At 60.9% G+C, this 19,561-nt stretch carries 18 protein-coding genes; 6 read left to right on the top strand and 12 right to left on the bottom strand.

Annotated elements, in window-relative coordinates; translation table 11 throughout:
• Positions 1-75 precede the first annotated feature (75 nt).
• A complete protein-coding gene (locus tag P9292_RS37660) occupies positions 76-1,062 on the bottom strand; it encodes a type VI secretion system baseplate subunit TssF (protein WP_309964609.1) in 987 nt (328 codons plus the stop codon).
• Complete coding sequence (locus P9292_RS37655; RefSeq protein ID WP_309964606.1) at positions 1,041-2,600, bottom strand: ImcF-related family protein; 1,560 nt, start codon at positions 2,598-2,600, stop codon at positions 1,041-1,043. Before P9292_RS37655 ends, P9292_RS37660 begins: the two co-directional genes overlap by 22 nt.
• A gap of 213 nt (positions 2,601-2,813) precedes the next feature.
• Between P9292_RS37655 and P9292_RS37650 the strand changes: the two genes are divergently transcribed.
• Entirely contained in the window at positions 2,814-3,368 is a 555-nt protein-coding gene (locus P9292_RS37650; protein WP_309964604.1) for a hypothetical protein, read from the top strand.
• Positions 3,369-3,657: 289 nt separating this feature from the next.
• Here P9292_RS37650 and P9292_RS37645 read toward each other — a convergent pair whose 3' ends face one another.
• The 6 genes from P9292_RS37645 to vgrG form a co-directional block, all read right to left on the bottom strand.
• Positions 3,658-4,839, bottom strand: coding sequence for a hypothetical protein (locus tag P9292_RS37645; protein ID WP_309964603.1), 1,182 nt, complete (start codon positions 4,837-4,839; stop codon positions 3,658-3,660).
• A 61-nt stretch (positions 4,840-4,900) separates the two neighbouring features.
• Positions 4,901-5,149 (bottom strand): PAAR domain-containing protein, encoded by a 249-nt coding sequence (locus P9292_RS37640; protein WP_244829230.1) that lies wholly within the window; start codon positions 5,147-5,149, stop codon positions 4,901-4,903.
• A gap of 32 nt (positions 5,150-5,181) precedes the next feature.
• On the bottom strand, positions 5,182-6,795 hold the full coding sequence (locus P9292_RS37635; RefSeq protein ID WP_309964601.1) for a DUF2235 domain-containing protein: 1,614 nt from the start codon (positions 6,793-6,795) through the stop codon (positions 5,182-5,184).
• A gap of 14 nt (positions 6,796-6,809) precedes the next feature.
• Positions 6,810-7,292: a DUF3304 domain-containing protein gene (locus P9292_RS37630; RefSeq protein WP_250467821.1), complete on the bottom strand. Its 483-nt coding sequence runs from the start codon at positions 7,290-7,292 to the stop codon at positions 6,810-6,812.
• Positions 7,286-8,119 carry a DUF4123 domain-containing protein gene (locus P9292_RS37625; protein ID WP_309964599.1) on the bottom strand — a complete coding sequence of 278 codons (834 nt, stop codon included), beginning with the start codon at positions 8,117-8,119 and terminating at the stop codon, positions 7,286-7,288. Before P9292_RS37625 ends, P9292_RS37630 begins: the two co-directional genes overlap by 7 nt.
• The gene (vgrG, locus tag P9292_RS37620; RefSeq protein WP_309964597.1) at positions 8,116-10,509 is read right to left on the bottom strand and encodes a type VI secretion system tip protein VgrG; all 2,394 of its coding nucleotides are present in this window, start codon (positions 10,507-10,509) and stop codon (positions 8,116-8,118) included. The genes P9292_RS37625 and vgrG overlap by 4 nt, the downstream gene beginning before the upstream one ends.
• A gap of 219 nt (positions 10,510-10,728) precedes the next feature.
• Here vgrG and P9292_RS37615 point away from each other — a divergent pair, with 219 nt between their 5' ends.
• Positions 10,729-11,829, top strand: a complete 1,101-nt coding sequence (locus P9292_RS37615; protein WP_404989374.1) for a LacI family DNA-binding transcriptional regulator — start codon at positions 10,729-10,731, stop codon at positions 11,827-11,829.
• A 15-nt stretch (positions 11,830-11,844) separates the two neighbouring features.
• On the opposite strand, the gene P9292_RS37610 is transcribed toward P9292_RS37615, so the two are convergent.
• Positions 11,845-13,662 (bottom strand): IlvD/Edd family dehydratase, encoded by a 1,818-nt coding sequence (locus tag P9292_RS37610; RefSeq protein ID WP_244831110.1) that lies wholly within the window; start codon positions 13,660-13,662, stop codon positions 11,845-11,847.
• A 214-nt stretch (positions 13,663-13,876) separates the two neighbouring features.
• Between P9292_RS37610 and P9292_RS37605 the strand changes: the two genes are divergently transcribed.
• The 3 genes from P9292_RS37605 to P9292_RS37595 are packed head-to-tail and all read left to right on the top strand — an operon-like array spanning position 13,877 to position 16,000.
• Positions 13,877-15,265, top strand: a complete 1,389-nt coding sequence (locus P9292_RS37605) for an MFS transporter (protein ID WP_250467818.1) — start codon at positions 13,877-13,879, stop codon at positions 15,263-15,265.
• 52 nt (positions 15,266-15,317) lie between these two features.
• Positions 15,318-15,773 carry a YaiI/YqxD family protein gene (locus P9292_RS37600; protein ID WP_250467817.1) on the top strand — a complete coding sequence of 152 codons (456 nt, stop codon included), beginning with the start codon at positions 15,318-15,320 and terminating at the stop codon, positions 15,771-15,773.
• 53 nt (positions 15,774-15,826) lie between these two features.
• The gene (locus P9292_RS37595) at positions 15,827-16,000 is read left to right on the top strand and encodes a hypothetical protein (protein ID WP_250467816.1); all 174 of its coding nucleotides are present in this window, start codon (positions 15,827-15,829) and stop codon (positions 15,998-16,000) included.
• A gap of 82 nt (positions 16,001-16,082) precedes the next feature.
• On the opposite strand, the gene P9292_RS37590 is transcribed toward P9292_RS37595, so the two are convergent.
• Together P9292_RS37590 and P9292_RS37585 are read right to left on the bottom strand one after the other, a co-directional pair.
• A complete protein-coding gene (locus P9292_RS37590; RefSeq protein WP_250527140.1) occupies positions 16,083-17,123 on the bottom strand; it encodes an aldo/keto reductase in 1,041 nt (346 codons plus the stop codon).
• Between the two features lie 29 nt (positions 17,124-17,152).
• Positions 17,153-17,950, bottom strand: coding sequence for an SDR family oxidoreductase (locus P9292_RS37585; protein WP_309964594.1), 798 nt, complete (start codon positions 17,948-17,950; stop codon positions 17,153-17,155).
• A 105-nt stretch (positions 17,951-18,055) separates the two neighbouring features.
• On the opposite strand from P9292_RS37585, the gene P9292_RS37580 reads away from it, so the two are divergent.
• Entirely contained in the window at positions 18,056-18,604 is a 549-nt protein-coding gene (locus P9292_RS37580) for a MarR family winged helix-turn-helix transcriptional regulator (protein WP_250527139.1), read from the top strand.
• 26 nt (positions 18,605-18,630) lie between these two features.
• Here the strand turns inward: P9292_RS37580 and aqpZ are convergent, their stop codons facing one another.
• Entirely contained in the window at positions 18,631-19,362 is a 732-nt protein-coding gene (gene aqpZ, locus P9292_RS37575) for an aquaporin Z (protein ID WP_250493856.1), read from the bottom strand.
• Positions 19,363-19,561 lie beyond the last annotated feature (199 nt).

Here is a 19,561-nt window from a genome sequence, read left to right as displayed (position 1 = left end):
CACAGGTATTGCGCAAGCCGCCGGCAGACGTCGCGGGCGACGACCATAGTGATTGACGCGCTGCGGTATCGCGAATCAGAATGGCGCCCCCTCGAACTCCATCACCGGATACACGGTCTGCTTACCCTCGACGTCCAGCACCAACCGCATCGCATGATGAAAACTTGCATAGCGGCCCACGAACCGGCTTAGCACATCACCGAACAGCGCTGCGTCACCCGGCCCGTCGAATGCCCTAGCGTCGAGGCGCACGTACACGCGAACCTCGCGTCGCATATGTCCTTTGCCCACCGACTCATGCTCGGCCAACCACACATCTTCGATAGCATCGATGCGCCGCTGAGTACTGTCGTCAGGCGACCAGTCGTAAAGCTCCAGCGCCTCGCGAAATGCAGGTGCGCCCACCATCCCGATCATGTTCAATTCATTCGCGCCGCCCGCCGTGAAATGGCCGAGCAAGCGCCAGTCGTACTCCGGGTGATGGCGCGGCGGATACAACGGCAGCGTCGGCGCGCTCAGGTTGCGCACCGACGCGATACCGGTAAAGCCCGACACTGTCTCGGTGATCGTCGCCTCGGAAAGCGCCATGCGCGGCAAGCGTCCATTGTTCGCCAGTGCCCTCACCGTCAGATGGCGATCCGGTTGCGGACGGTTCTCATCGTGCGCAGCGTCCGCGTGGAGACGCTCCCACAACTGCCCGGATAGCGTCAGCCAAACCTCCCGGCCCGTCACGCCCAAACGCATCGCGGTATGGAAATAGCGCTCTGGCTTCTCGTACTGCAGCGTCCAGCCGCGATGGCGAAAGCTCGTGAAGGCGCTATATGCGTGACGTGCGCTGTCCTCCGGATCTGCGGCGGTCACTGCGAGCACGTGATACGGCTCGACGTGCCCCGCCACGCCGGGTTGAACGCGATGTTCGCGATCATGCCAGTCCGTAGGTCGCAGCGGCAGCGCATCCACTTCGAACAGGTTGATCACTGGTGTGCAGAACAGACGGAAGCTCTCGCGACACACCGGATAATCGCCCGGTACGCGCCCGCTCAGTCGCCGAAGCCCGACCATTGCGAGCCAAGGCTTGCGGCAGTGAGCGCGGCATCGTCGCGTGCCTGCGTGAGTTCCGAGAGCTTGCCCTGAAACACCGCCTGCGCCATTTGACGCGCCATGGCCTGGGCGTCGGTGCTGGTGGCGATTTGCTGCAGCTTCAGGCGCATGGTCGTGGCCACCGTCAGGAAATGCGCGAGGCTCACGCCGCTGAAGTCGGCGACACTTTTTGTGGGCTTGCCGTTCGACTTGCTGGCCGTGCCCGTCACCACGTCATCGCCCATCAACGCGAGCAGCGGGCCGAAAGATTTGTCCAGCGGATCGACTTCCTGAGCACTCGCGATGCCTGTCTTGTTGCCGATCAGGTCCTGTGCTTTGCGCACTAGCGTGTCCGAGAGCGCTTGCGAGGGACGTCCCGCCTGTGCCTGATACTGAACCGATTTCATCAGCGCAATCAGCGGCGAGGTCTGCGCATCGGTCAAGCGCGTGAGCTGCGTGATCGCGCTGCCTAGATTGGTCGCATTCTGCCATTGCAGGCTGTTCAGCATCGCCTGCCACGCGGCGGTATAGCTTGCGAAATAGCGCGCGCGCAGGCGCTGCCTCACTTCCTCGATGTCCTGATGCGCTTCGAGCGCCGCGCCCGGCACGCGCGCGGCGCGTTCGTCGGCGAGCACCCAGTCCGCCGCCACGCGCCCTTCCTTGGCGGCCTTGTCGATTGCCTCGCCGATCATGCCGTCCCATGCGGCGCGCGTGTAGATGCCCGGTACGGTTTGCGTCGTCGTGAATAAGCCGCGTGCGTCCGCTCCGTTGATCAGCGTCACGAGCGACATATCGGCGTATTTGCCCTTCGCCTGCTCCAGCACGGATTGGTAGAGCGTGTCGTCGGAGTTCTGCAGGCCGATCTGATTGACGAGCATGTTGCGCGACGCCTGGGTCAGATCATCCGATGCATGGAGTCGCCATTCAGGATGCGCGCGCAAGTGCGACGCGTAGAACGACGCGAGCCGTTGCGAGGTGTCGAGCCATTCGCCCGTGCTCATGCCGGCGATTGCGGGCCACGTGGTCGGCAACTGCTTGGCGAGGTAGGCAGCGTCTGCATGTTGAGGCTGCGCCAGCATTAGATACGTCTTGAGCGCGTCGTAGTCGCGCTGCTGTTCTTCGGTGCTGGGCAGTGCGTCGGCGCGAGACTGAGCGAGTTGCGTGAGCGTGGCTTCGAGTTGATGGGCGGACGGATCGCGCAGGTTGTGCGCCGCGATGCTTGCATAGGTCGGCCAGAGCGCAGCGAGTATTTGATCGTTGTAATTCAGGCCTGCACGCATGTACCACGGTGCGCCATGTTGCTGGCGATATTCCAGTGTGTCGATTTGTTGTTGCAGGGCGAGTTGAGCGCGTATTGCTGCCGGCGTGCCTAGCTTGGTGGCAAGGGCCGTGTCGACCGCGGCCCGTACATCGGCCATGACGGAGCGATTGCCGATGAACGAGACGGTCAGCGCCGCGCACCAGCCTATCGCTCCAACCATTACCAGGGCCGCGAGCGCGTTGGGCCAGTAGAACCCCACCCGACGTCCATAGGGTGCTCCACTATGTTCTGCAACGGTCTGCCAAATGAGGCGCCGCTCGAGCTGTCGCGGCACCACGCCGTCTTGCGTTTCGCCGCGCTGAAATGCGATTAGCTCCCGCTCCTTAAAGAGCGGAGCAAAGAGCAGCCCGTGCACCGGGTGACGCCAGAGGCGAGACTTAGCGGTTTGTAAAACGAGGTTGAGCAGCCCGACATGCAACTCGCTGATGTGTTGCGATACCTGCGCCGCATACCGATCGTGGGCATCTTGAGCGAGGCGTCTTACACCACTGTCCGCAAGACGATGAGCAAGCGCGCTGAGCAAGGGTTCGACCGCATCGGCTTTCAGACGCCTATCGGACCAAAGAATGCCAATGGCCTCCTCCGAGACAGGGAGCTTGTCCTCGAAATCCGTTGCATTCACAAGATACACAGGCGCCGCCCAGCCCAGCGTCCGAGCCTGACGCGTGAGCCGCTGTGCGAGTTCTTCCGAATCAAATGGAGCGTTCTTGTAATGCCGATTGCACATCACGGCTACGATCGCATCAACGGGCCGTCGGCGACGGAACCGACGGATCTGGTCGAGCCAGTCGGCATCGATAAAATCAATTGTCTGCGCCGCATAAATCAGAACCGCACCACTGGTGATCTCATAGCCGTTCTTGGCAAGCCCTGGCGAGAGGCGTTTGACGATCGACTCGTCGCCACTCACAAGAATCCAGCGATCGCGGTACCGCCAGCACCTGCCATGGCGGTCGCGAAGCGCTAATTTCAGTGCTTCCCGTTTGATCGGCACAGACTCTTTGCGCACCGTCTCGGCCGCACTCAGCCGGGCGAGCGGATCGCGTTCGAATTGCTCCTGCTTGCGCTGCAGGGCAAAGCGCGCTGTCAAGCGCCATGTGCTTGACAGCGCGCCCCGTGCACTGAGTACGATCGCGCCCATCATGCACACAAAAATCACCCTTCGGGCAGCAGATGGATCGAGTTCCGAGCCATGGGACCAAGCGTAAAGTGAAGCGAGCGCGGTCAGCGCTCCCACAAAAATCCAATAACGAGATTTAGGCAATTTCTATTCCGTCGCGTGTCGATGTCTGGCCTCCCGGCTGCGCGACCGCAACGCGAAACCTGCCTTCTCTCCATGCCATTAGTTGTGGGCGCTTGGTATCCGCCGCGTGCTCGATACCGAGCGTGAGCCATCCGGTCGCGCCGTCGAGGCGATCGAATGTCTTGTCAATGTCGTGAATACCGGACAATTTCTCAGTCTTTGACACGCCGGCCACCAAGCTTGAAATGTCTCGGGAGATGATTGATTTCTCGTCGGACTCCAGAGCAGCTTCCCATAGATCACTAATTTGATCGCCTGTCGCGTGCCCAAACCGCAAAGGGGTTGTCAATACAGCCCTGCACTCCTCCGACTCACCTTCGATCGGCCGGTGCAGTATTGCAAGCGGACAAAGCTCATAACGATAGGCGAGCGGCGCCCATGACAGCAGCAAGGCGACCGCAGCTTCGGTGCTGTCGTCGAATGGCGCTTCACGAAGCTGTACAGCAGCAAAAAGGACGAACCGTTCCAACTTTGGCCCACCTCGGACATCGAGCCATTCATCCAGCGCCATCACGCCTTGTTCGGGTTCGATCAGAATGGCAGTGGTCGGTCGAAGTTTCGCGGCGGTCCAACAAGCTTGCCATGCCGCAAGCGAGGTGTCGCGATCCGCCTCCTTGGGCAACTGCAGACGAACGGCAAATGGCGCGTCATGGGGAATCTTCCGGACTACATCGACCATCGCCCCGATCAGATCTCCGAAGCAGGCGCGATAGCGTGATGGATCATCGTCGTCACCGACCAGCGGCAGTTCCTTGTAGTTGCTAACCGAGACTGCGATTTCCCCTGTCGGCAGTTCGGCGGTGTTCGCAGGCTCCGCAATGAGCCTCGCCATGTTCGACGTGCCGGCGCCAGTTAGATAGGCATAGCCGAGCACCGCGAGCGGATCGCGGGCAAACTCCACTGCTTTTTCTCGGTCTGCGCGCAGTGTTTCGTTCACTGCGTCGATCCGATCACATTCCTGTTCGTGATAGAGCCAGCGCAATCCGTAGGCAAGCGCCCAAAGCAGAAAAGGAATGCCTAACAGCTGGATCCAGAACCATGCTGTGCGCGTCGATTCGTTCTTGGGCCACGCGACGAAGGTATAGACGGCGCCTCCCGCCATGACAACAGCAAGAAGCACCAGCCAAATAATCATCCGTGGCGGCTCGGGACGGGTCTCGGATGACTCTGCCGGGGGTAAAACGACGGGCATCCGTCTACCGCAAGCTAGAAATAAGGCGACAGCCGCACGTAGCACGAAAGCCGTGCCGGGCGACTGGAACCCCGCCGTCGGTCGTGCCATCGTCACCGTCGATGACGAGGTTAGGCTTGATGTCGTGCAAAGGGCAACTTACCTCGTCTCCTTTGCGCGCGACATAGCTACCGCCGAAGCGCATGGTCTTCGAGGCGGTAATGACTTTGCCACCGTGATCGGTGTCGTCGCCAAGACGGATGAGATCAATCATTTCGTGCTCCTTTTACTTGTCTTCGAACCAATTTATGCAATTGCCTCAGTGTTATCCGAACGCTCACGCGCTGAGGCAATGCTCCAGTCGTTTTCGGGCATGTAGGAAACGTCGCCGAAGTACATCATTCGCCAGTTCTGAAGCTTTGAAAAATCGTTTCCAAAGCCGGCTACAGAATCGTGTACCAAGTAGTCAAAAAAATCGAGTTCAGCTTGCGCGTCGCTTGGTTCGCCGATGATTAACGACACGTCTTCATAAGCACGGGCCAACGTCAATTCCCTCAGGGTCAAGGTCTTCCCATTCAGTTTCTTAGTCTCTGCTTCCGCCGTCGCACTATTGATCGCAAGACCGCCTTTGGTGATAAGACGTAGTTGCTCGTCCTGCTTTGGCACCAAGTCGCTGTTATTTGTCTTTGCAAGTATTTGCTTTGCCTTAGGCAGACGTGCGCGTGCGGCGGAATCGTTGGTCAGCTTGGAGAGGTGACTACGTGCGACGTAAAGCGGGAAAAGATGATCGGAGACAGCTTTCTCAAGTGATCCGGCGGCTCGAGCGCGCCGTTGATATCGATTGAACAGAGCCGCGGTCTTGGGAGAAAGACTAAACGACGCTTGGACCTTTGCACCAAGCGTGCTTAAAGATCGCAGCGGTACGCCGGCAGCTCGAGCCGCACGATACATGTGTAGCAACGGCACCTGACTTAGCTTTTCCGCGTCTTCCAGCGCTTTGGTCTGTTCTGCGGGCGCATAGCCCCCTCCTACGTCTGAGTGCACTCCGGGATAGACGATCTCAAAACAATTCGGTGGATAGTGCTTTCCGTCACGCACGGAATCCAAGGGAAAAGAATCGCGGACCTCATGCGCGGCGACGTAGTGAATGCACTGTTCTACCATTGCCGGAATCTTTAGGCTTTTCGCCCAATCGTAGTGACCATCTTTCGGTGCAATACTAAGTCCGACGCTCAGAGCCGGCGATATGGCGTAGGTGGCGAATTTTAGGATTGGACTATGATCGACGGATTTGGCACTAGCGGGTAACCCTGCGGAGGCAACCGTATCGAACAAGCCCATGAAGTACACCCGGATCGGGTAACCTTGATAGCGCCATCCGGCGGAGTCCTGTCGGCAATCCTTGGACAGGCGAACAGCAAAAGCACGCGCCAGGGCTGCGCCTCGTGAAAAGCCGAACAGCGCGACGTTGATCATTCGAATCGGTTGCTTAGGGTTCGTCGCGCGAGCTTTCGCTTTGGAGATTCTCTGATCGAACTGAGTCCTTGCCCACCGCAAACGCTTGTCTCCACCGCTAGCGAACGCAAGTCCCGGCGTGCTCGCTGTCATCTCGCCGACTTCAGGGAAAGGTGTGCCGAGCCCGTTGATATAGATTCGATATGTGCCTGTCCTTTCTTCATCTTCAGCATGTGCCGCATGAAGGCGTGCAACGTTACTATGTGCCGACTTTTCTGTGTCAATGTAAAGATTGTTTCCTGTACCGTCGAAGAAGACAGAAATCCAAAGCGATTGCGAACAGTCTGAAGTACCAGGCCGCTTTTTCTCATCGAAGCAAGCCATAGATTCCGCACGCTTTTCACGCTCACTCGAAGTCAACGGCCGCAGACCAGCCGAGGAAGGAACCTGAGTAATGTCCAACATGGCTATTTATTCTCTTATCGTACAAAGGGCATGCGTCGCTCAAGCTTCAATCGCGGCGGCGAGGGTCCATCCGAACTAGATATGGCGGCCTCAATATGACCGTCCGGGTAGAAGTGAATCTCAAGATATTTCGGATTAGGAGGAATAGAGCCTCTTACTTCGACTCGTACTTTTTTGGCTGGCTTGGGCGGATCGACGATTTTCCTTGAAGGATAGGATTCGAGAGCGTCCATTGAGTATCCAACCTCGACCCAAAAGGGCATTTTTGTCTTGCGACTCATAATGACGCAGCAGGAAACACTTCCACCGCCAGAAGTCGGCGTGCTTAGCTCAACACTGCCTCCCCCCTGACCATTCACTCCGAAGTTCCAGAAGGCGCGATCGGTGTAGTTGTATCCAATTATTCCGAGCATGTATGGATCTTGTGTGCACCCCCCGAGACTCGTAAGCGCCAGCAAGCTTGCCAATGCAATACGTTTAAATCGCCTTTTCAGCATGATTTCGGCTCCTCTTGTTCCTCTTGTTTATGTGCTGCGAGCAAAGCCGATCCCACCCGGTTAGTCAGCAACATATGACTGAGCAACTCCTCGGTTGTTGCCTGCGCGACAATCCCCTCGCAGACCCGGTAGCGAGTCTGTGCATCGAACTCAGCGAGGAGATCGTCATCGCTCAGCTGCAGCGAATGCAACACGGAATCAGGCAAACTGGCGTCCACAAAGACCTCAGTCTGTTGCTCGCTTAGCCGAAGGGGACCGCAGTATGAGTCTTCAGTCTCGTCCGCCAAGATCAATTTCTGCGTCTCACCATACCTATCGAGATACCACCATTGTTTTGCAAGTCCGAGATACGCCCGACGCTGCTCGGCAGACAAAGCGCGGTCAAGCACGGCGAGCGAGCGCGTATCGAAAAATTTCATCTGCCATTCACTGCCGTCCTCGCACAATGCATCTAGCCGCTCGCTCAGGCCGCAGATCAGATCGTCGGTTGGCAGGCGAGAGAACAGGAACGACACGCCGCGGTAATCATCTACGCAGGCGTGCGCCAGCCGCGTCAGGAGCTTCGATGGCTTCTCGGCCCCTCGCGCGATACGAACCAGGTACGGACCATACTGACTGCGTCCATCCTCCGACTGCGCATCGAAAATTAACGACAGCCGCTGATTGCTGATGTCCTGCCCCAGCCACTGACGCAGCTCGCGATAGAGCGGCGGAAAAGCCACGCCATATACCAACGCGTAGGTCTGAATATCTTGATTGGCTTGCTGAAATTCATGAATCGCCGTACTTAGCGCCTGTGCTTCGAGTTCTGGGTTGTTCGGTGTCATTTCGTACCCAACAGTGCGCCTTGCGAGAATTCCGAAAGCAGACATGGAATGCAGATGGACTTGGGCAGCAACGGGAGTTCCGGCTGCATTGACGCGGGGCCGGGTCGGTCCCAGGAGGCACCTCGCTCCAGGATGGCGCCCATGGTTCCGTTCTCGATCTGGCTAGCGTTGATCTTGATGTACGAGCCGCCCGCGCCAATCCACACTTCCTTTTTCGCGGCGAGGACCAATCGGCCCTCCGTGCTCGTGACGGTGACGTCCTTCAGGGCCGTCAACGCCATCTCGTCGCTGTGCGCCTCGATCCTGACCTTCCCTTTCGCGGCGATTAACTCGATCCCAAGCTTATGCGCGCACAGCGAAATGAGTTCGCCAGCCGCCATGCGCAGCCGCCGCATGATGCTCACGTCCATGTGCTCCCCTGCGGTGACAATCACGTTCTCGCCCGCCGAATGCTGGACCGATTTCGGCGTAACGAAGGCCATGCCGCCCGGTGTGCTCGCGAGTAACCCGGCATCATGAAGCTGGCTCAACCCGTCCACGAGCGCCGCCTGCGTGTCCTTGTCAGCCGCGTCAGCGTTGGCCTGCTTATTCGCGTCTACGAGAGCCGTCACGCGCTCGAACGCCACCTTTAATTGCTGGATCGCAGCGGGCATCTCCAAGTGCGGCGTATCGCTGCCAGCCGCTGCATCGGCCGAAAAGAACAGTCCTTTCGCTGCGCGCACGGTCCCCCACGCCTGGGTGGTCGCTTCAAAGCCCTCGCCTCGCGCGAGCTTTTTACTGTCGAGCAGATAGCCCTGATTGAACGCCGTCTGGCTATAGACCGTGGCGATACGCGCGCTTTCCTTGCCTCGCAGATCATTGAAGACGACCTCGGCGCCGAGCAGCGGCGCGCGCCAGATTGCGTAACTGAACATCGCATCGGCGCCGTGCACCACGTCCGGATGCGAGTAGTCATGGAGCGCTCCGACGATATGCATGCGATCTACATCGGCATGCGCCGCACCAAGCAAAACCTCCGTGGACGGCAGCAAAGGCGAATGGAAGCCACCTTGATACGACGAAGACGGACGCAGCAGCCGCAGCTTCAGCAACTGCTTGTCAGTGTTAGCCGTTCCCTGCAGGAACTTCGGCAACACAGGATATCGGCCATGCTCGTCCATGCAGCCATAAGGCGACGAGTCAAACGTCGTGACGACGCCAACGACCGGTCCCTTCAGAAATCTCCAGTCACGTTCATAAACGAAGTCATGGCGGTAGGCCAGATGCGCGGGCATCGCCTTGAAGCGGACATGCGCCGGTTTCGATCGGCTGCCCTTCATCGTCATCGACTCGACCACGAATCCATACGGAGCGCTCGCCAGCTTCGTATTGGTCAGCTTGACCACCACGCCTGGCGCCATGCCCTTCGCGTTGCTCTTGCCCGAAAGCTTTACCTGCTTTGCAATCTGCTCATCGCGCCGCGTCTGTGCTCGCGACTCACCCTGCTGAGGCGTCAGATGAAATTCCGCGCTACCGCTGATTCGCCCGAAGACCGATTGGTCATTGGCCTCATTGGAAACGCTCGCGCTTGCCCGCAGCGGATCTTCCGGCGTGCGGTAATTGCGCTCCCACAACTCGATGGCGGCCGGCACCAGCGTACGCGTCTCGCTGACGGAGAGTGCAGCCTCATGCCAGTTGCTGTTCATGCCCGAGTCAGAGAGCAGGGGTACGTCGATCGAGCGCACGTACCCGCGCGGATTGTCCGTGAACACGAGCGTGTCCAGTTGACCATCCTTGCCTCGACCCTGCTTGTAAAACCAGCATATGCCTCGACGTTTTGCATGACGTTTCACGAAGGCCCACACGGACTCCTCGTACATCACAACCTGCTCCATCTTCTCTTGCGCGCCTTCCAGATGGAACTCGATATCGAAGGCATCGATGTTCTTCCGGTCGACGAGCAGTCGCGTCACCATCTCCTGAAAGGTGATGTCTTTGAATACATCCGAGCCATGCACGCGCTTGCAGAGCGCGGCGAACCGAGGTTCGATCCGGAGTTTGTAGGTCGCCTCGTCGCGGCTCGCTTTGATGCGTTCGAAGCGCGTGACGATGCCATTGAAAGTGGCCGCCTCGTGATCGACAGGCGCGACATAATTCACCGACGGGACGGCCACTCGCTCGTCGATCTGCAAGCCCGCACGCCGACCCACGCAGAGCTTGCCATCGATATCGAGACGCGGCGAGGTAACGGTGACCTCCGCCTTGTAGTCATCGCATAATCCTGCTTTGACCTTGAACTTGAGCACGTCGAGCTCGAGCTCGAGCGTACCGATCCATATGCTCAAACGCTGGGTGAGTCGCGCGCTTGGATGCTGCAGCGCGTCCGTCAGTTTTTTCGTTACAGCATTCATTCGCTTCCCGTTCAGTTGAACGCAACGTATGGAACCGTCGCGCCCGGAGCTTTTTAGCGCAGGAATTTAGGGCTGCAACAAAAGAACGTCAATCGATCGGCTGGCAAACAGGAATAGTCTCAAGTAGCCAAGGTCACGCGTCATCGTCTGAACGCGAACTTGCCCCCCACAAGCCGGTATGATTACCCCCATCGAATCATCACCGCGCAACGCCCCGGCATGACATCAGTCAACGATCCCACATCGCCCACCGCCGCCCCCGTCCGCATGGCCGATGTCGCGCGTATCGCCGGGGTGTCGAAGATGTCGGTGTCGCGCGTTTTGACAGGCCAGCACGTCAGCGAAGAGACGCGCGCGCGAGTCATGGATGCCGTGCTCAAAACCGGCTATGTCGCCGATGCCATCGCGGGTGCGTTCTCTTCCGGCCGAACGAATGTCGTCGCGGTCATCGTGCCGTCGTTATCGAGTTCGAATTTCGCGGAAACCGTGCGCGGCATCAACGATGTCGTCGAGGCGCGCAGTCTGCGCCTCTTGCTCGCCAACACGGACTATCTGCTCGAAAGGGAAGAAGCGCTCATCCGCGCGCTCCTGAGTCATCAGCCGCGTGCCGTCGTCATCACGGGAGGTCAGCACACGTCCAAGGCGCGCGCCATGCTCAAACAGGCGCGCATTCCAGTGGTCGAAATCTGGGAGATTCCCGCGAAACCCGTGGATCGCGTCGTCGGCTTCTCCAACGCGGACGCGGCCGCCGCGATGATGCGCTATCTCTATGCGCGCGGCTATCGGCGCATTGGCTTCGTGAGCAGCGCATCGCACCTGGATTTGCGCGGCGTCGCGCGGCGCAATGGCTATCTCGGCGCCGTGAAGGAAGCGGGTCTGCACGACATCCGCGAAATCGCGCACACGGACTGGACCACGGACATGGCGCACGGCGCGGCCATGGGTCACGGCGGCGCGGCGCTCGAACAGATCCTCGACCGATGGCCCGATACCGACGCCATCATGTGCACGAGCGACATCCACGCGTTCGGCGTCATCATGGCGTGTCATCGGCGCGGTATGTCGGTGCCGCGCGATATTGCGGTGGCGGGCTTCGGCGACTTCGAAGTGTCGCGCCATTGCTATCCGACCATCACCACCGTATCCGTCGATGCCTACGGGATCGGTCACGCCACCGGCGAATCGCTGCTCGCCGCGCTCGACGAGTCCGAGACACCCAACGCGTCACGGCGCGAAATCGCGCAGGCGCGTCCCGACCGGCAGGACGTGCCCACGTTCATGCGTGTGCCTTACGAAGTCATCCCGCGAGAAAGCGCGTAAAGACCTCGTTACGGCTCAGTGGTTGTGCCGCGACTCGCCGCGCGTCTCGATGATGTCCTGATAGCCGAGCGCCGGCTCAAGACACGCGCCGCTGCCCTGCTGCCCGACCATGCTGCGATAAATCTCTTCCCACGGCGTCTTGTTCTGCAACTCGATAGGCACGTACGCTTCGCGGCGCTGCGCCATTTCATCATCGCCGATCAGCACGTTGACCTTGTAGTTCTGCAAGTCGATTCTCAAGCGGTCGCCCGTCTTCAGCAGCGCGAGGTTGCCGCCCACCGCCGCTTCCGGCGATACGTTGAGAATCGAAGGCGTCGCGCAGGTTCCGCTTTGGCGGCCATCGCCCAGTGTCGGCAACTGCGTGATGCCTTGCTTGATGAGCGCGGCGGGCGGCTGCATGTTCACCACTTCCGCGCCGCCTGGATAACCCACCGGCCCGCAATTGCGAATCACCAGCACGGAACGTTCGTCGATCTCGAGCGCGGGGTCGTCGATACGCGCGTGATAATCCTCCGGTCCCTCGAAGACGATCGCCTTGCCTTCGAACACGTTCGGATGCTCGGGATCGGAGAGAAAGCGCTTGCGGAAGGCGTCGTCGATCACGCTGATCTTCATCACCGCGCTGTCGAACAGATTGCCGGAGAGCACGACGTAGCCCGCGGCCGGCTTAAGCGGATCGTCATACGCGCGAATCACTTCGCGATCCACGTCTGCGACGGCGGCCAGGTCTTCGCCGAGCGTCTTGCCCGTGACCGTACGCACGCTCGTGTCGAGCTTGCCTGCCGCCTGCAGTTCGCGCATGACGGCCGGCACGCCGCCCGCGCGATGGAACGCCTCACCGAGAAAGCGGCCAGCGGGCTGACAGTCCACCAGCAAGGGAATCTCGGGACCGAGGCGCTGCCAGTCATCCAGCGTGTGATCCACGCCCATGTGCCGCGCAATCGCGATCATGTGAATCGGACAATTCGACGATGCCCCGAGCGCCGCCGCCGCGACCACGGCGTTTTCGAAAGCGCCCTTGGTCATGATGTCCGAAGGCCGCAGATTCTCGTGCACCATGCCGACAATGCGCTGCCCCGTGCGATACGCCACCCAGCCGCGTTCGCGATGCGGCCCGGGAATCGCGGCGCAACCGGGCAAGGACATGCCGAGCGCTTCGGCGAGCGAATTCATCGACAACGCCGTGCCCATGGTGTTGCAATGCCCGACCGAAGGCGCGGACGACGACACTTCGTCCATGAACGTCTCATAGTCGATCTCGCCGATGGCGTGACGCTTGCGCGCATCCCAGATGATGGTGCCCGAGCCCGCGAGCTTGCCCTTCCACCAGCCGTCGAGCATGGGACCGCCCGACAGCACGATAGCCGGAATGTTGACGGTCGCTGCGGCCATCAGACACGCGGGCGTGGTCTTGTCGCAACCGGTGGTGAGCACCACGCCATCGAGCGGATAGCCGTGCAGGATTTCGACGAGCCCGAGATACGCGAGATTGCGGTCGAGCGCGGCGGTCGGGCGCTTGCCGGTTTCCTGGATCGGATGCACGGGGAATTCGAGTGGAATGCCGCCTGCATCGCGGATGCCGTCGCGCACGCGCGTCGCCAGTTCCAGATGATGCCGGTTGCAGGGCGCGAGATCGGAGCCCGTCTGCGCAATGCCGATGATCGGCTTACCCGACTGCAATTCCTCGCGCGTGATGCCGTAGTTCATATAGCGCTCGAGATAGAGCGCGGTCATGCCGGGGTTCGAGGGATCGTCGAACCAGCGGCGGCTGCGCAGGCGCTTCTTGTTCTGCGCGTCTTCGGATTGGGGAGCTGAGTTATTCGTTGGTGTCATGACAGTACTCGCGATACGTTGACGACGGGGTTCCAGCCTACGCGCATCCGGGCAAATGCCCATTAGCGCTTTCTTGTAGATCGGCATCCCTCCATGTTAGATTTTGTTGACGGTTACCGATAACCGGGTTTATCCGAAGGCGGCGGTTTTCGTCCGGCTTTCAGATCGAGTGTCGTCAGAGAGACACCGCGCAGGAATCAGGAGACACGAGAAGATGACGTCCCACCACGATGCGTTGGCGCATGCCGGCGCGCTTCCGCTCGATCGTCCTTCCGACGGCGCTTCCGCGCCCGTTTCCGCGAGGCAGCTTCGGCGCGCGATTCTCACGAGCGCCGTCGGCAGCGCGCTCGAATACTACGACTTCGCTATCTTCGGGCTGGCCACGGCATTGATCTTCAGCCGCGTGTTCTTTTCCACGCTAGACGCGAGCGCAGGTCTGCTCGCGAGCTTCGCGACCTACGGCGTGGGCTTTCTCGCGCGTCCGCTCGGCGGCTTGTTCTTCGGCTCGCTCGGGGATAGGAAAGGCCGAAAGTTCGTCCTGTTGCTGACCATCGCGATCATGGGCGTATCCACGACGCTCGTCGGCTTGCTGCCCGCCGGTCCTCTCGGCGCGGTCGGGCTCGTCTTGCTGCGCCTCACGCAAGGATTCGGCGCGGGCGCGGAACAGGCGGGCGCATCCACCTTGATGGCCGAAGTCGCGCCCGTGAAGACGCGTGGCTTCTTCGCGGCGCTTCCGTTCGTCGGCATCTTCGCGGGCTTCGGCATTGCGACGGCGACGTTCAGCATCATGCAGCACTCGATGGATCAGGCCACGCTCCTCGCCTGGGGCTGGCGCATTCCGTTCCTCGCGAGCGTCGTGCTGATCGGCGTCGCCATCTGGATACGCTTGCGTCTGCGCGAAAGCCCGACCTTCGCCGCGCTCGAAGGCGGACACAAGGTCGCGCGTTCGCCGATGCGGCTCGTCATCAAGGACGCGCGCCGCACCGTCGTCGCGGCCGTGCTGATGCGGCTTGCGGAACAAGGCGGCTCGACCATCTATACGACCATCGTGATCGCGTTCCTCAGCGGCACCGTGGCGGCGCGGCACGGCGTGCCGCCAGCGGAACTGGCGCGCGTGGGCACGAGCGGCGCGCTCATCGCTACTTTGTCGAGCGTGATTACCACACCGCTTTTCGGGGCGTTGTCGGATCGGCTCGGGCGCAAGACGGTGTATCGCGGCGGCGCGATCTTCATGCTGCTCTGGGCGTTCCCCGCGTGGTGGATGGTGAGCACCGGCAGCTTCTGGTGGGTCGCGCTCGCGATGTTCGGCGGGCTCGCCATCGGCGCAAACAGCATGCTCGGGGCGCAGTGCGCGCATTTTGCGGAACTCTTCGGCAATCGCTATCGATATTCGGGCGTGGCCTTGTCGCGCGAGATCGGCGCGGTGTTGTCGGGCGGACTCGCGCCAATTCTCGGCATCTATCTGATTGGCCGCGCGGGCGGCGGCTTCTGGGTCATGGGCGCATACACCGCCGTGTTGTCGGCGCTCACGCTCGTCGGCGTCGCCATGTCCACCGAGACCCGTGGCCGCGATCTCACCGACTTGCGCGACGCCGTTCGTTGAGCGTTGGCATCGGGAGTATGATCGGCGTCTTCCTTCGAGCGGACGCCAGTCAATGGAAATTTTCGTCGATGCCGACGCCTGCCCTGCCATCGTCAAGGACATTCTGTTCCGCGCCGGGCCGCGCGTGGAAGTACGCGTGACGCTCGTCGCCAATCAATTTTTGCGCACGCCCGCGTCGCCGTGGCTGCGCGCCATTCAGGTCCCTGCGGGCTTCGATGTCGCGGATAAGCGCATCGTCGAAATGGCGCAAGCCGGCGATCTCGTCATCACCGCGGACATTCCGCTTGCGGCCGCCGCGCTCGCGAAAGGCGCGCATGTGCTCGACCCGCGCGGAGAATGGATGAACGCGGAAAATATCGAGGAGCGACTCTCCATTCGCGCGATGATGGATCAGTTGCGCAGTTCCGGCGTGCAGACCGGCGGCCCGCCGCCCTACGCTCCGCGCGATGGCAAGAAGTTCGCGGGCGAACTGGACAGATTTCTCGCGAAGCGGTCCGCCACAAAGTAATCTTGTTGCGCAAAACGCATCACATAACGTAATCGTAAAGTTCGGTTGATACGATGGCGCCTCCTCTCAATCCCCTGATAATCGACGTCATGAAGAAAGCTGTTTTCGCCGCACTGCTGGCCGCCACCACGTTCCTTTCCGTTACCACCGCTTTCGCGGCCCCCCACCATCATGCCGAGTGCCACAAGGTGCGCGTGCATCATCATTGGGAACGCCACTGCAAGTAACGGCTGCCTCGTGCGGTCTTTGAAAAGCCTCGCTTAATGCGAGGCTTTTTGTTTTTTGGGGCCGAGGCTCGCGCCCTTTTCTTCATCGAACAGGCGTCAGCGGATAATCCAGCAAATCCGCCTTGCCGCCCGCCAGCCGGCTGCGCGTTCTCTCCGCGTTCACCACGTCATGCGGAAAACCGAGCGGCGTGGCGCTTGCCGCATCCAGACGCGCGAGCTGCTCTGCACTAAGCGTGACCGCGAGCGCACCGAGGTTGTCGTCCAGCTGCTTCAAGGTACGCGGTCCGATGATCGGCAACACGCCCTTCGCGAGCACCCACGCAATCGCCACCTGCGCCGCCGATACACCCAGCTCATTGGCGATGGCGAGAACCGCGTCGACCGTGGCGGTCTTGCGCGCGTCGCTTTCGTCGTGGATCACGACACCGAGTCCTTGCTTGCGCCCCGTCTCGCCTTGCCGATACTTACCGCTCAGAAGCCCGCCTCCGAGCGGCGACCAGGCCACCGTGCCAAGACCGAAAGCCGCGGCCATTGGCAGCAACTCGCGTTCGACGGTGCGCTCGACCAGGCTGTACTCGATCTGCAACGCGCTGATCGGCGCCCAACCGCGCATCTCGGCGATCGTCGCCGCCGTCGCGACGCGCCAGGCGGGAAAGTCCGATAGCCCCGCATAGAGGATCTTGCCGGCGCGCACGAGGTCGTCGAGCCCGCGGGCGATCTCCTCGCTTGGCGTCACGCCGTCGGGCATGTGCACCCAGAGAAGATCGATGCGATCGGTATCGAGCCGTTTCAGGCTTGCATCGACCGCCTGCACCATCGCCTTGCGGCTGTTGCCGGTGCGCTGCAGACCCGCGTCCGGCGACGCCCCGAGCGAGAATTTGCTCGCGAGCACGATGTCCTCGCGCTCCGCCTTGATGAACTCGGCGAGGATGGTTTCGCTATCGCCGAACTGATAGCTGTCGGCGGTATCGATGAAATTGCCGCCCGCCGCACGATACGTATCGAAGACCGTCTTCGCTTCGTCGCGCTCCGAGCCGTATCCCCAACCCGTGCCGAAGTTGCCCGTGCCCAGAGCCAGCGACGATACCTTCAGCCCCGTACTTCCGAAAATGCGATAACGCATGTCGATCTGCTCCTCTCCGTTTCCGGCGATCAGGCGCGATAGCGCGGCGCGGCGGTGCCGTTCTGCGATGCGCGGAATAGCGTTTGACGCGCTTCTTCGAAGCTGTGCAACAACTGCGCGTCGTGTACCGACGGCATGGTGATGGCTTCACCCTGATCGAAACCTTCGAGCGCGGCATCGACCATGTCTTCGGTGCGCATGACCGTGCCCGCCGCCAGCGAGTCGAGCGGCACGCCCGATTCGTCCCAGATTTCCGTGGCCGTCGCTGCGGGCAGCACCGCTTGCACCTTCACGCCGGTGTTCGCGAGTTCCAATTGCAAGCCGCGCGTGTAGTTCAGAACGAAGCCCTTCGTGCCGCTATAAACTGCGCTGACCGGCAAGGTGTCGAGCGCCAGCACCGAAGCAATGTTGATGATCGCGCCTTCGTTGCGCGCGACGAAACCGGGCACCACGGCTTGCGTCAGACGAACGAGCGCGGTGGTATTGAGCGCGATCTGCGTGGCCGTATCCGCCACCGATGACTGCGCCACCGGTCGCAGCCGCGCGAGTCCCGCGTTATTGACGAGCACGTGGATGTTCGCTTCGGCCGCGATGCGCTGCTCGACGCGTTGCAGATCCGCCTCGCTCGTCAGGTCTGCGACGACCGTCTCGACGTTCACGCCATGCGCGCCGCCAATCTCGCTCGCCAGTTCGCGCAGACGGTCGGCGCGACGCGCGACCAGCCACAGGTCGTAGCCGCGCGCGGCCAGACGTTGCGCATACACCGCGCCGATACCCGACGACGCGCCCGTGACAACCGCAATCTTGCGGGATGCTTGATTCACCATGACTTCTCCCTGACGAAGGAATAAACTGGAGTTAGTTGAGGGCTCAAGTATATGTGTATTTGCCCGAAGCTTGTCAAGCGCGAGGCAATCAACCATCCTATGCGTATGGAAAAGAAAGCTACATCTAAGGCACGAACGAAGCGTGCCGAGTCCGTTCCGACTATCGAGTCCGATGCCGCTGACGTGTTTGCACCGCTCGCCTGCACGAACACGGCGCTGCGCCGGGCATCGCGTCGACTGAGTCAGCTTTATGACGAGGCGCTCGCGCCGCTCGACATGAAGGCGACGCAAATGGCGCTGCTCTCGCAGATCGATCGATACTGCAAGGAGCACGCGAGCGAAGGACCGTCCCTGCAGGAACTGGCGTCGCGGCTCGGCATTCAGGTGTCGGCGGTGACGCATGCCATGCGTCCGCTCGTGCGTGACGAACTGGTGGAACTACGCGCGGATGCCGAGGACAAGCGCTCGAAGCGCTGTGTGCTTACGGCGTTGGGCAGAAAGCAATTGAAGGCCGCGCTCGCGTATTGGGTGGCTGCGAACCGGCGCGTGGATCGCGTGCTCGGAGCGGGCGCTGCGGCGACGTTGCGGACGCTTGCGGACAAGGTCGCATCGGATGATTTCTTCGAGGCTTATCAGGCAGACAGCGCGCGGTAGCTTCACCGCGCGCCTGGGGCTTGGCGTCAGCTCACCTTGCGGCCCACGATAGGCGCGGTGGGCGACAACGACCCGGACATCGCTGGATAGATCAGGCCCGCGAATACCGCGCCTATTATTGGCGCCACCCAGAACATCCAAAGTTGCTGGATTGCCCACATGCCCGCGAAAAGCGCGGGACCGGTCGAGCGCGCCGGGTTGACCGAGGTGTTGGTCACCGGAATGCTTACCAGATGAATGAGCGTAAGGCAGAGTCCGATGGCGATCGGCGCGAAGCCGACCGGCGCGCGCTCATGCGTGGCCGCGAGAATGACGAACACGAACATGAACGTCATCACGACTTCGGACACGAGTCCTGCGCCTAGCGTGTACTTGCCGGGTGAATGATCGCCGTATCCGTTGGCGGCGAATCCCGCGAAGCGGTCGAAGTCTGGCGCACCCGCAGCGACATATGCGAGCACGGCCGCGCCCGCTATGGCGCCAAGCACCTGAGCGACGATATAAGGACCGACATCGCGCGCGGGAAAACGGCCCGCAACCGTCAGGCCGATTGTGACAGCGGGATTAACATGGCATCCGGAGATGGGACCGACGGCATAGGCCATCGTGAGAAGGCTCAGTCCGAACGCGAGCGACACACCAAGGAGCCCGATTCCGACAGTCGAGAATTTTGCCGCGATGATCGCGCTGCCGCATCCGCCCACCACCAGCCAGAACGTTCCGACGAACTCCGCTAACATTCGATTCTGTAGAGGCATGGCCTTTCTCCGCAGGTTAGTCGCAGTTTAGTAAGTAATACCAATCTATCTGAAGTATGTGGAGCCGCTGTTGAATAAGCAGCCGCCGAGATCGCACCTTCTGTGCTCCTTAAGAGTATGCGAACGTACGCCGATTGCTAGCCGGATGTTTCAGAATCGGTAACGCTCGCCATTGGGTCCCTTCACCTCTGAAGAATGC

The organism is Caballeronia sp. LZ001 (assembly GCF_031450875.1).
GTDB lineage: Bacteria > Pseudomonadota > Gammaproteobacteria > Burkholderiales > Burkholderiaceae > Caballeronia.
This window is presented reverse-complemented; position numbering and strand designations above follow the sequence as displayed.

Excerpts from the sequence above, each read along its gene's own strand:
- P9292_RS37660 (WP_309964609.1), bottom strand. The coding sequence starts at position 1,062 with ATGGTCGGGCTTCGGCGACTGAGCGGGCGCGTACCGGGCGATTATCCG.
- P9292_RS37650 (WP_309964604.1), top strand. The coding sequence starts at position 2,814 with ATGCAACTCGCTGATGTGTTGCGATACCTGCGCCGCATACCGATCGTG.
- P9292_RS37645 (WP_309964603.1), bottom strand. The coding sequence starts at position 4,839 with ATGATTATTTGGCTGGTGCTTCTTGCTGTTGTCATGGCGGGAGGCGCC.
- P9292_RS37640 (WP_244829230.1), bottom strand. The coding sequence starts at position 5,149 with ATGATTGATCTCATCCGTCTTGGCGACGACACCGATCACGGTGGCAAA.
- P9292_RS37635 (WP_309964601.1), bottom strand. The coding sequence starts at position 6,795 with ATGTTGGACATTACTCAGGTTCCTTCCTCGGCTGGTCTGCGGCCGTTG.
- P9292_RS37630 (WP_250467821.1), bottom strand. The coding sequence starts at position 7,292 with ATGCTGAAAAGGCGATTTAAACGTATTGCATTGGCAAGCTTGCTGGCG.
- P9292_RS37625 (WP_309964599.1), bottom strand. The coding sequence starts at position 8,119 with ATGACACCGAACAACCCAGAACTCGAAGCACAGGCGCTAAGTACGGCG.
- vgrG (WP_309964597.1), bottom strand. The coding sequence starts at position 10,509 with ATGAATGCTGTAACGAAAAAACTGACGGACGCGCTGCAGCATCCAAGC.
- P9292_RS37615 (WP_404989374.1), top strand. The coding sequence starts at position 10,729 with ATGACATCAGTCAACGATCCCACATCGCCCACCGCCGCCCCCGTCCGC.
- P9292_RS37610 (WP_244831110.1), bottom strand. The coding sequence starts at position 13,662 with ATGACACCAACGAATAACTCAGCTCCCCAATCCGAAGACGCGCAGAAC.
- P9292_RS37605 (WP_250467818.1), top strand. The coding sequence starts at position 13,877 with ATGACGTCCCACCACGATGCGTTGGCGCATGCCGGCGCGCTTCCGCTC.
- P9292_RS37600 (WP_250467817.1), top strand. The coding sequence starts at position 15,318 with ATGGAAATTTTCGTCGATGCCGACGCCTGCCCTGCCATCGTCAAGGAC.
- P9292_RS37595 (WP_250467816.1), top strand. The coding sequence starts at position 15,827 with ATGGCGCCTCCTCTCAATCCCCTGATAATCGACGTCATGAAGAAAGCT.
- P9292_RS37590 (WP_250527140.1), bottom strand. The coding sequence starts at position 17,123 with ATGCGTTATCGCATTTTCGGAAGTACGGGGCTGAAGGTATCGTCGCTG.
- P9292_RS37585 (WP_309964594.1), bottom strand. The coding sequence starts at position 17,950 with ATGGTGAATCAAGCATCCCGCAAGATTGCGGTTGTCACGGGCGCGTCG.
- P9292_RS37580 (WP_250527139.1), top strand. The coding sequence starts at position 18,056 with ATGGAAAAGAAAGCTACATCTAAGGCACGAACGAAGCGTGCCGAGTCC.
- aqpZ (WP_250493856.1), bottom strand. The coding sequence starts at position 19,362 with ATGCCTCTACAGAATCGAATGTTAGCGGAGTTCGTCGGAACGTTCTGG.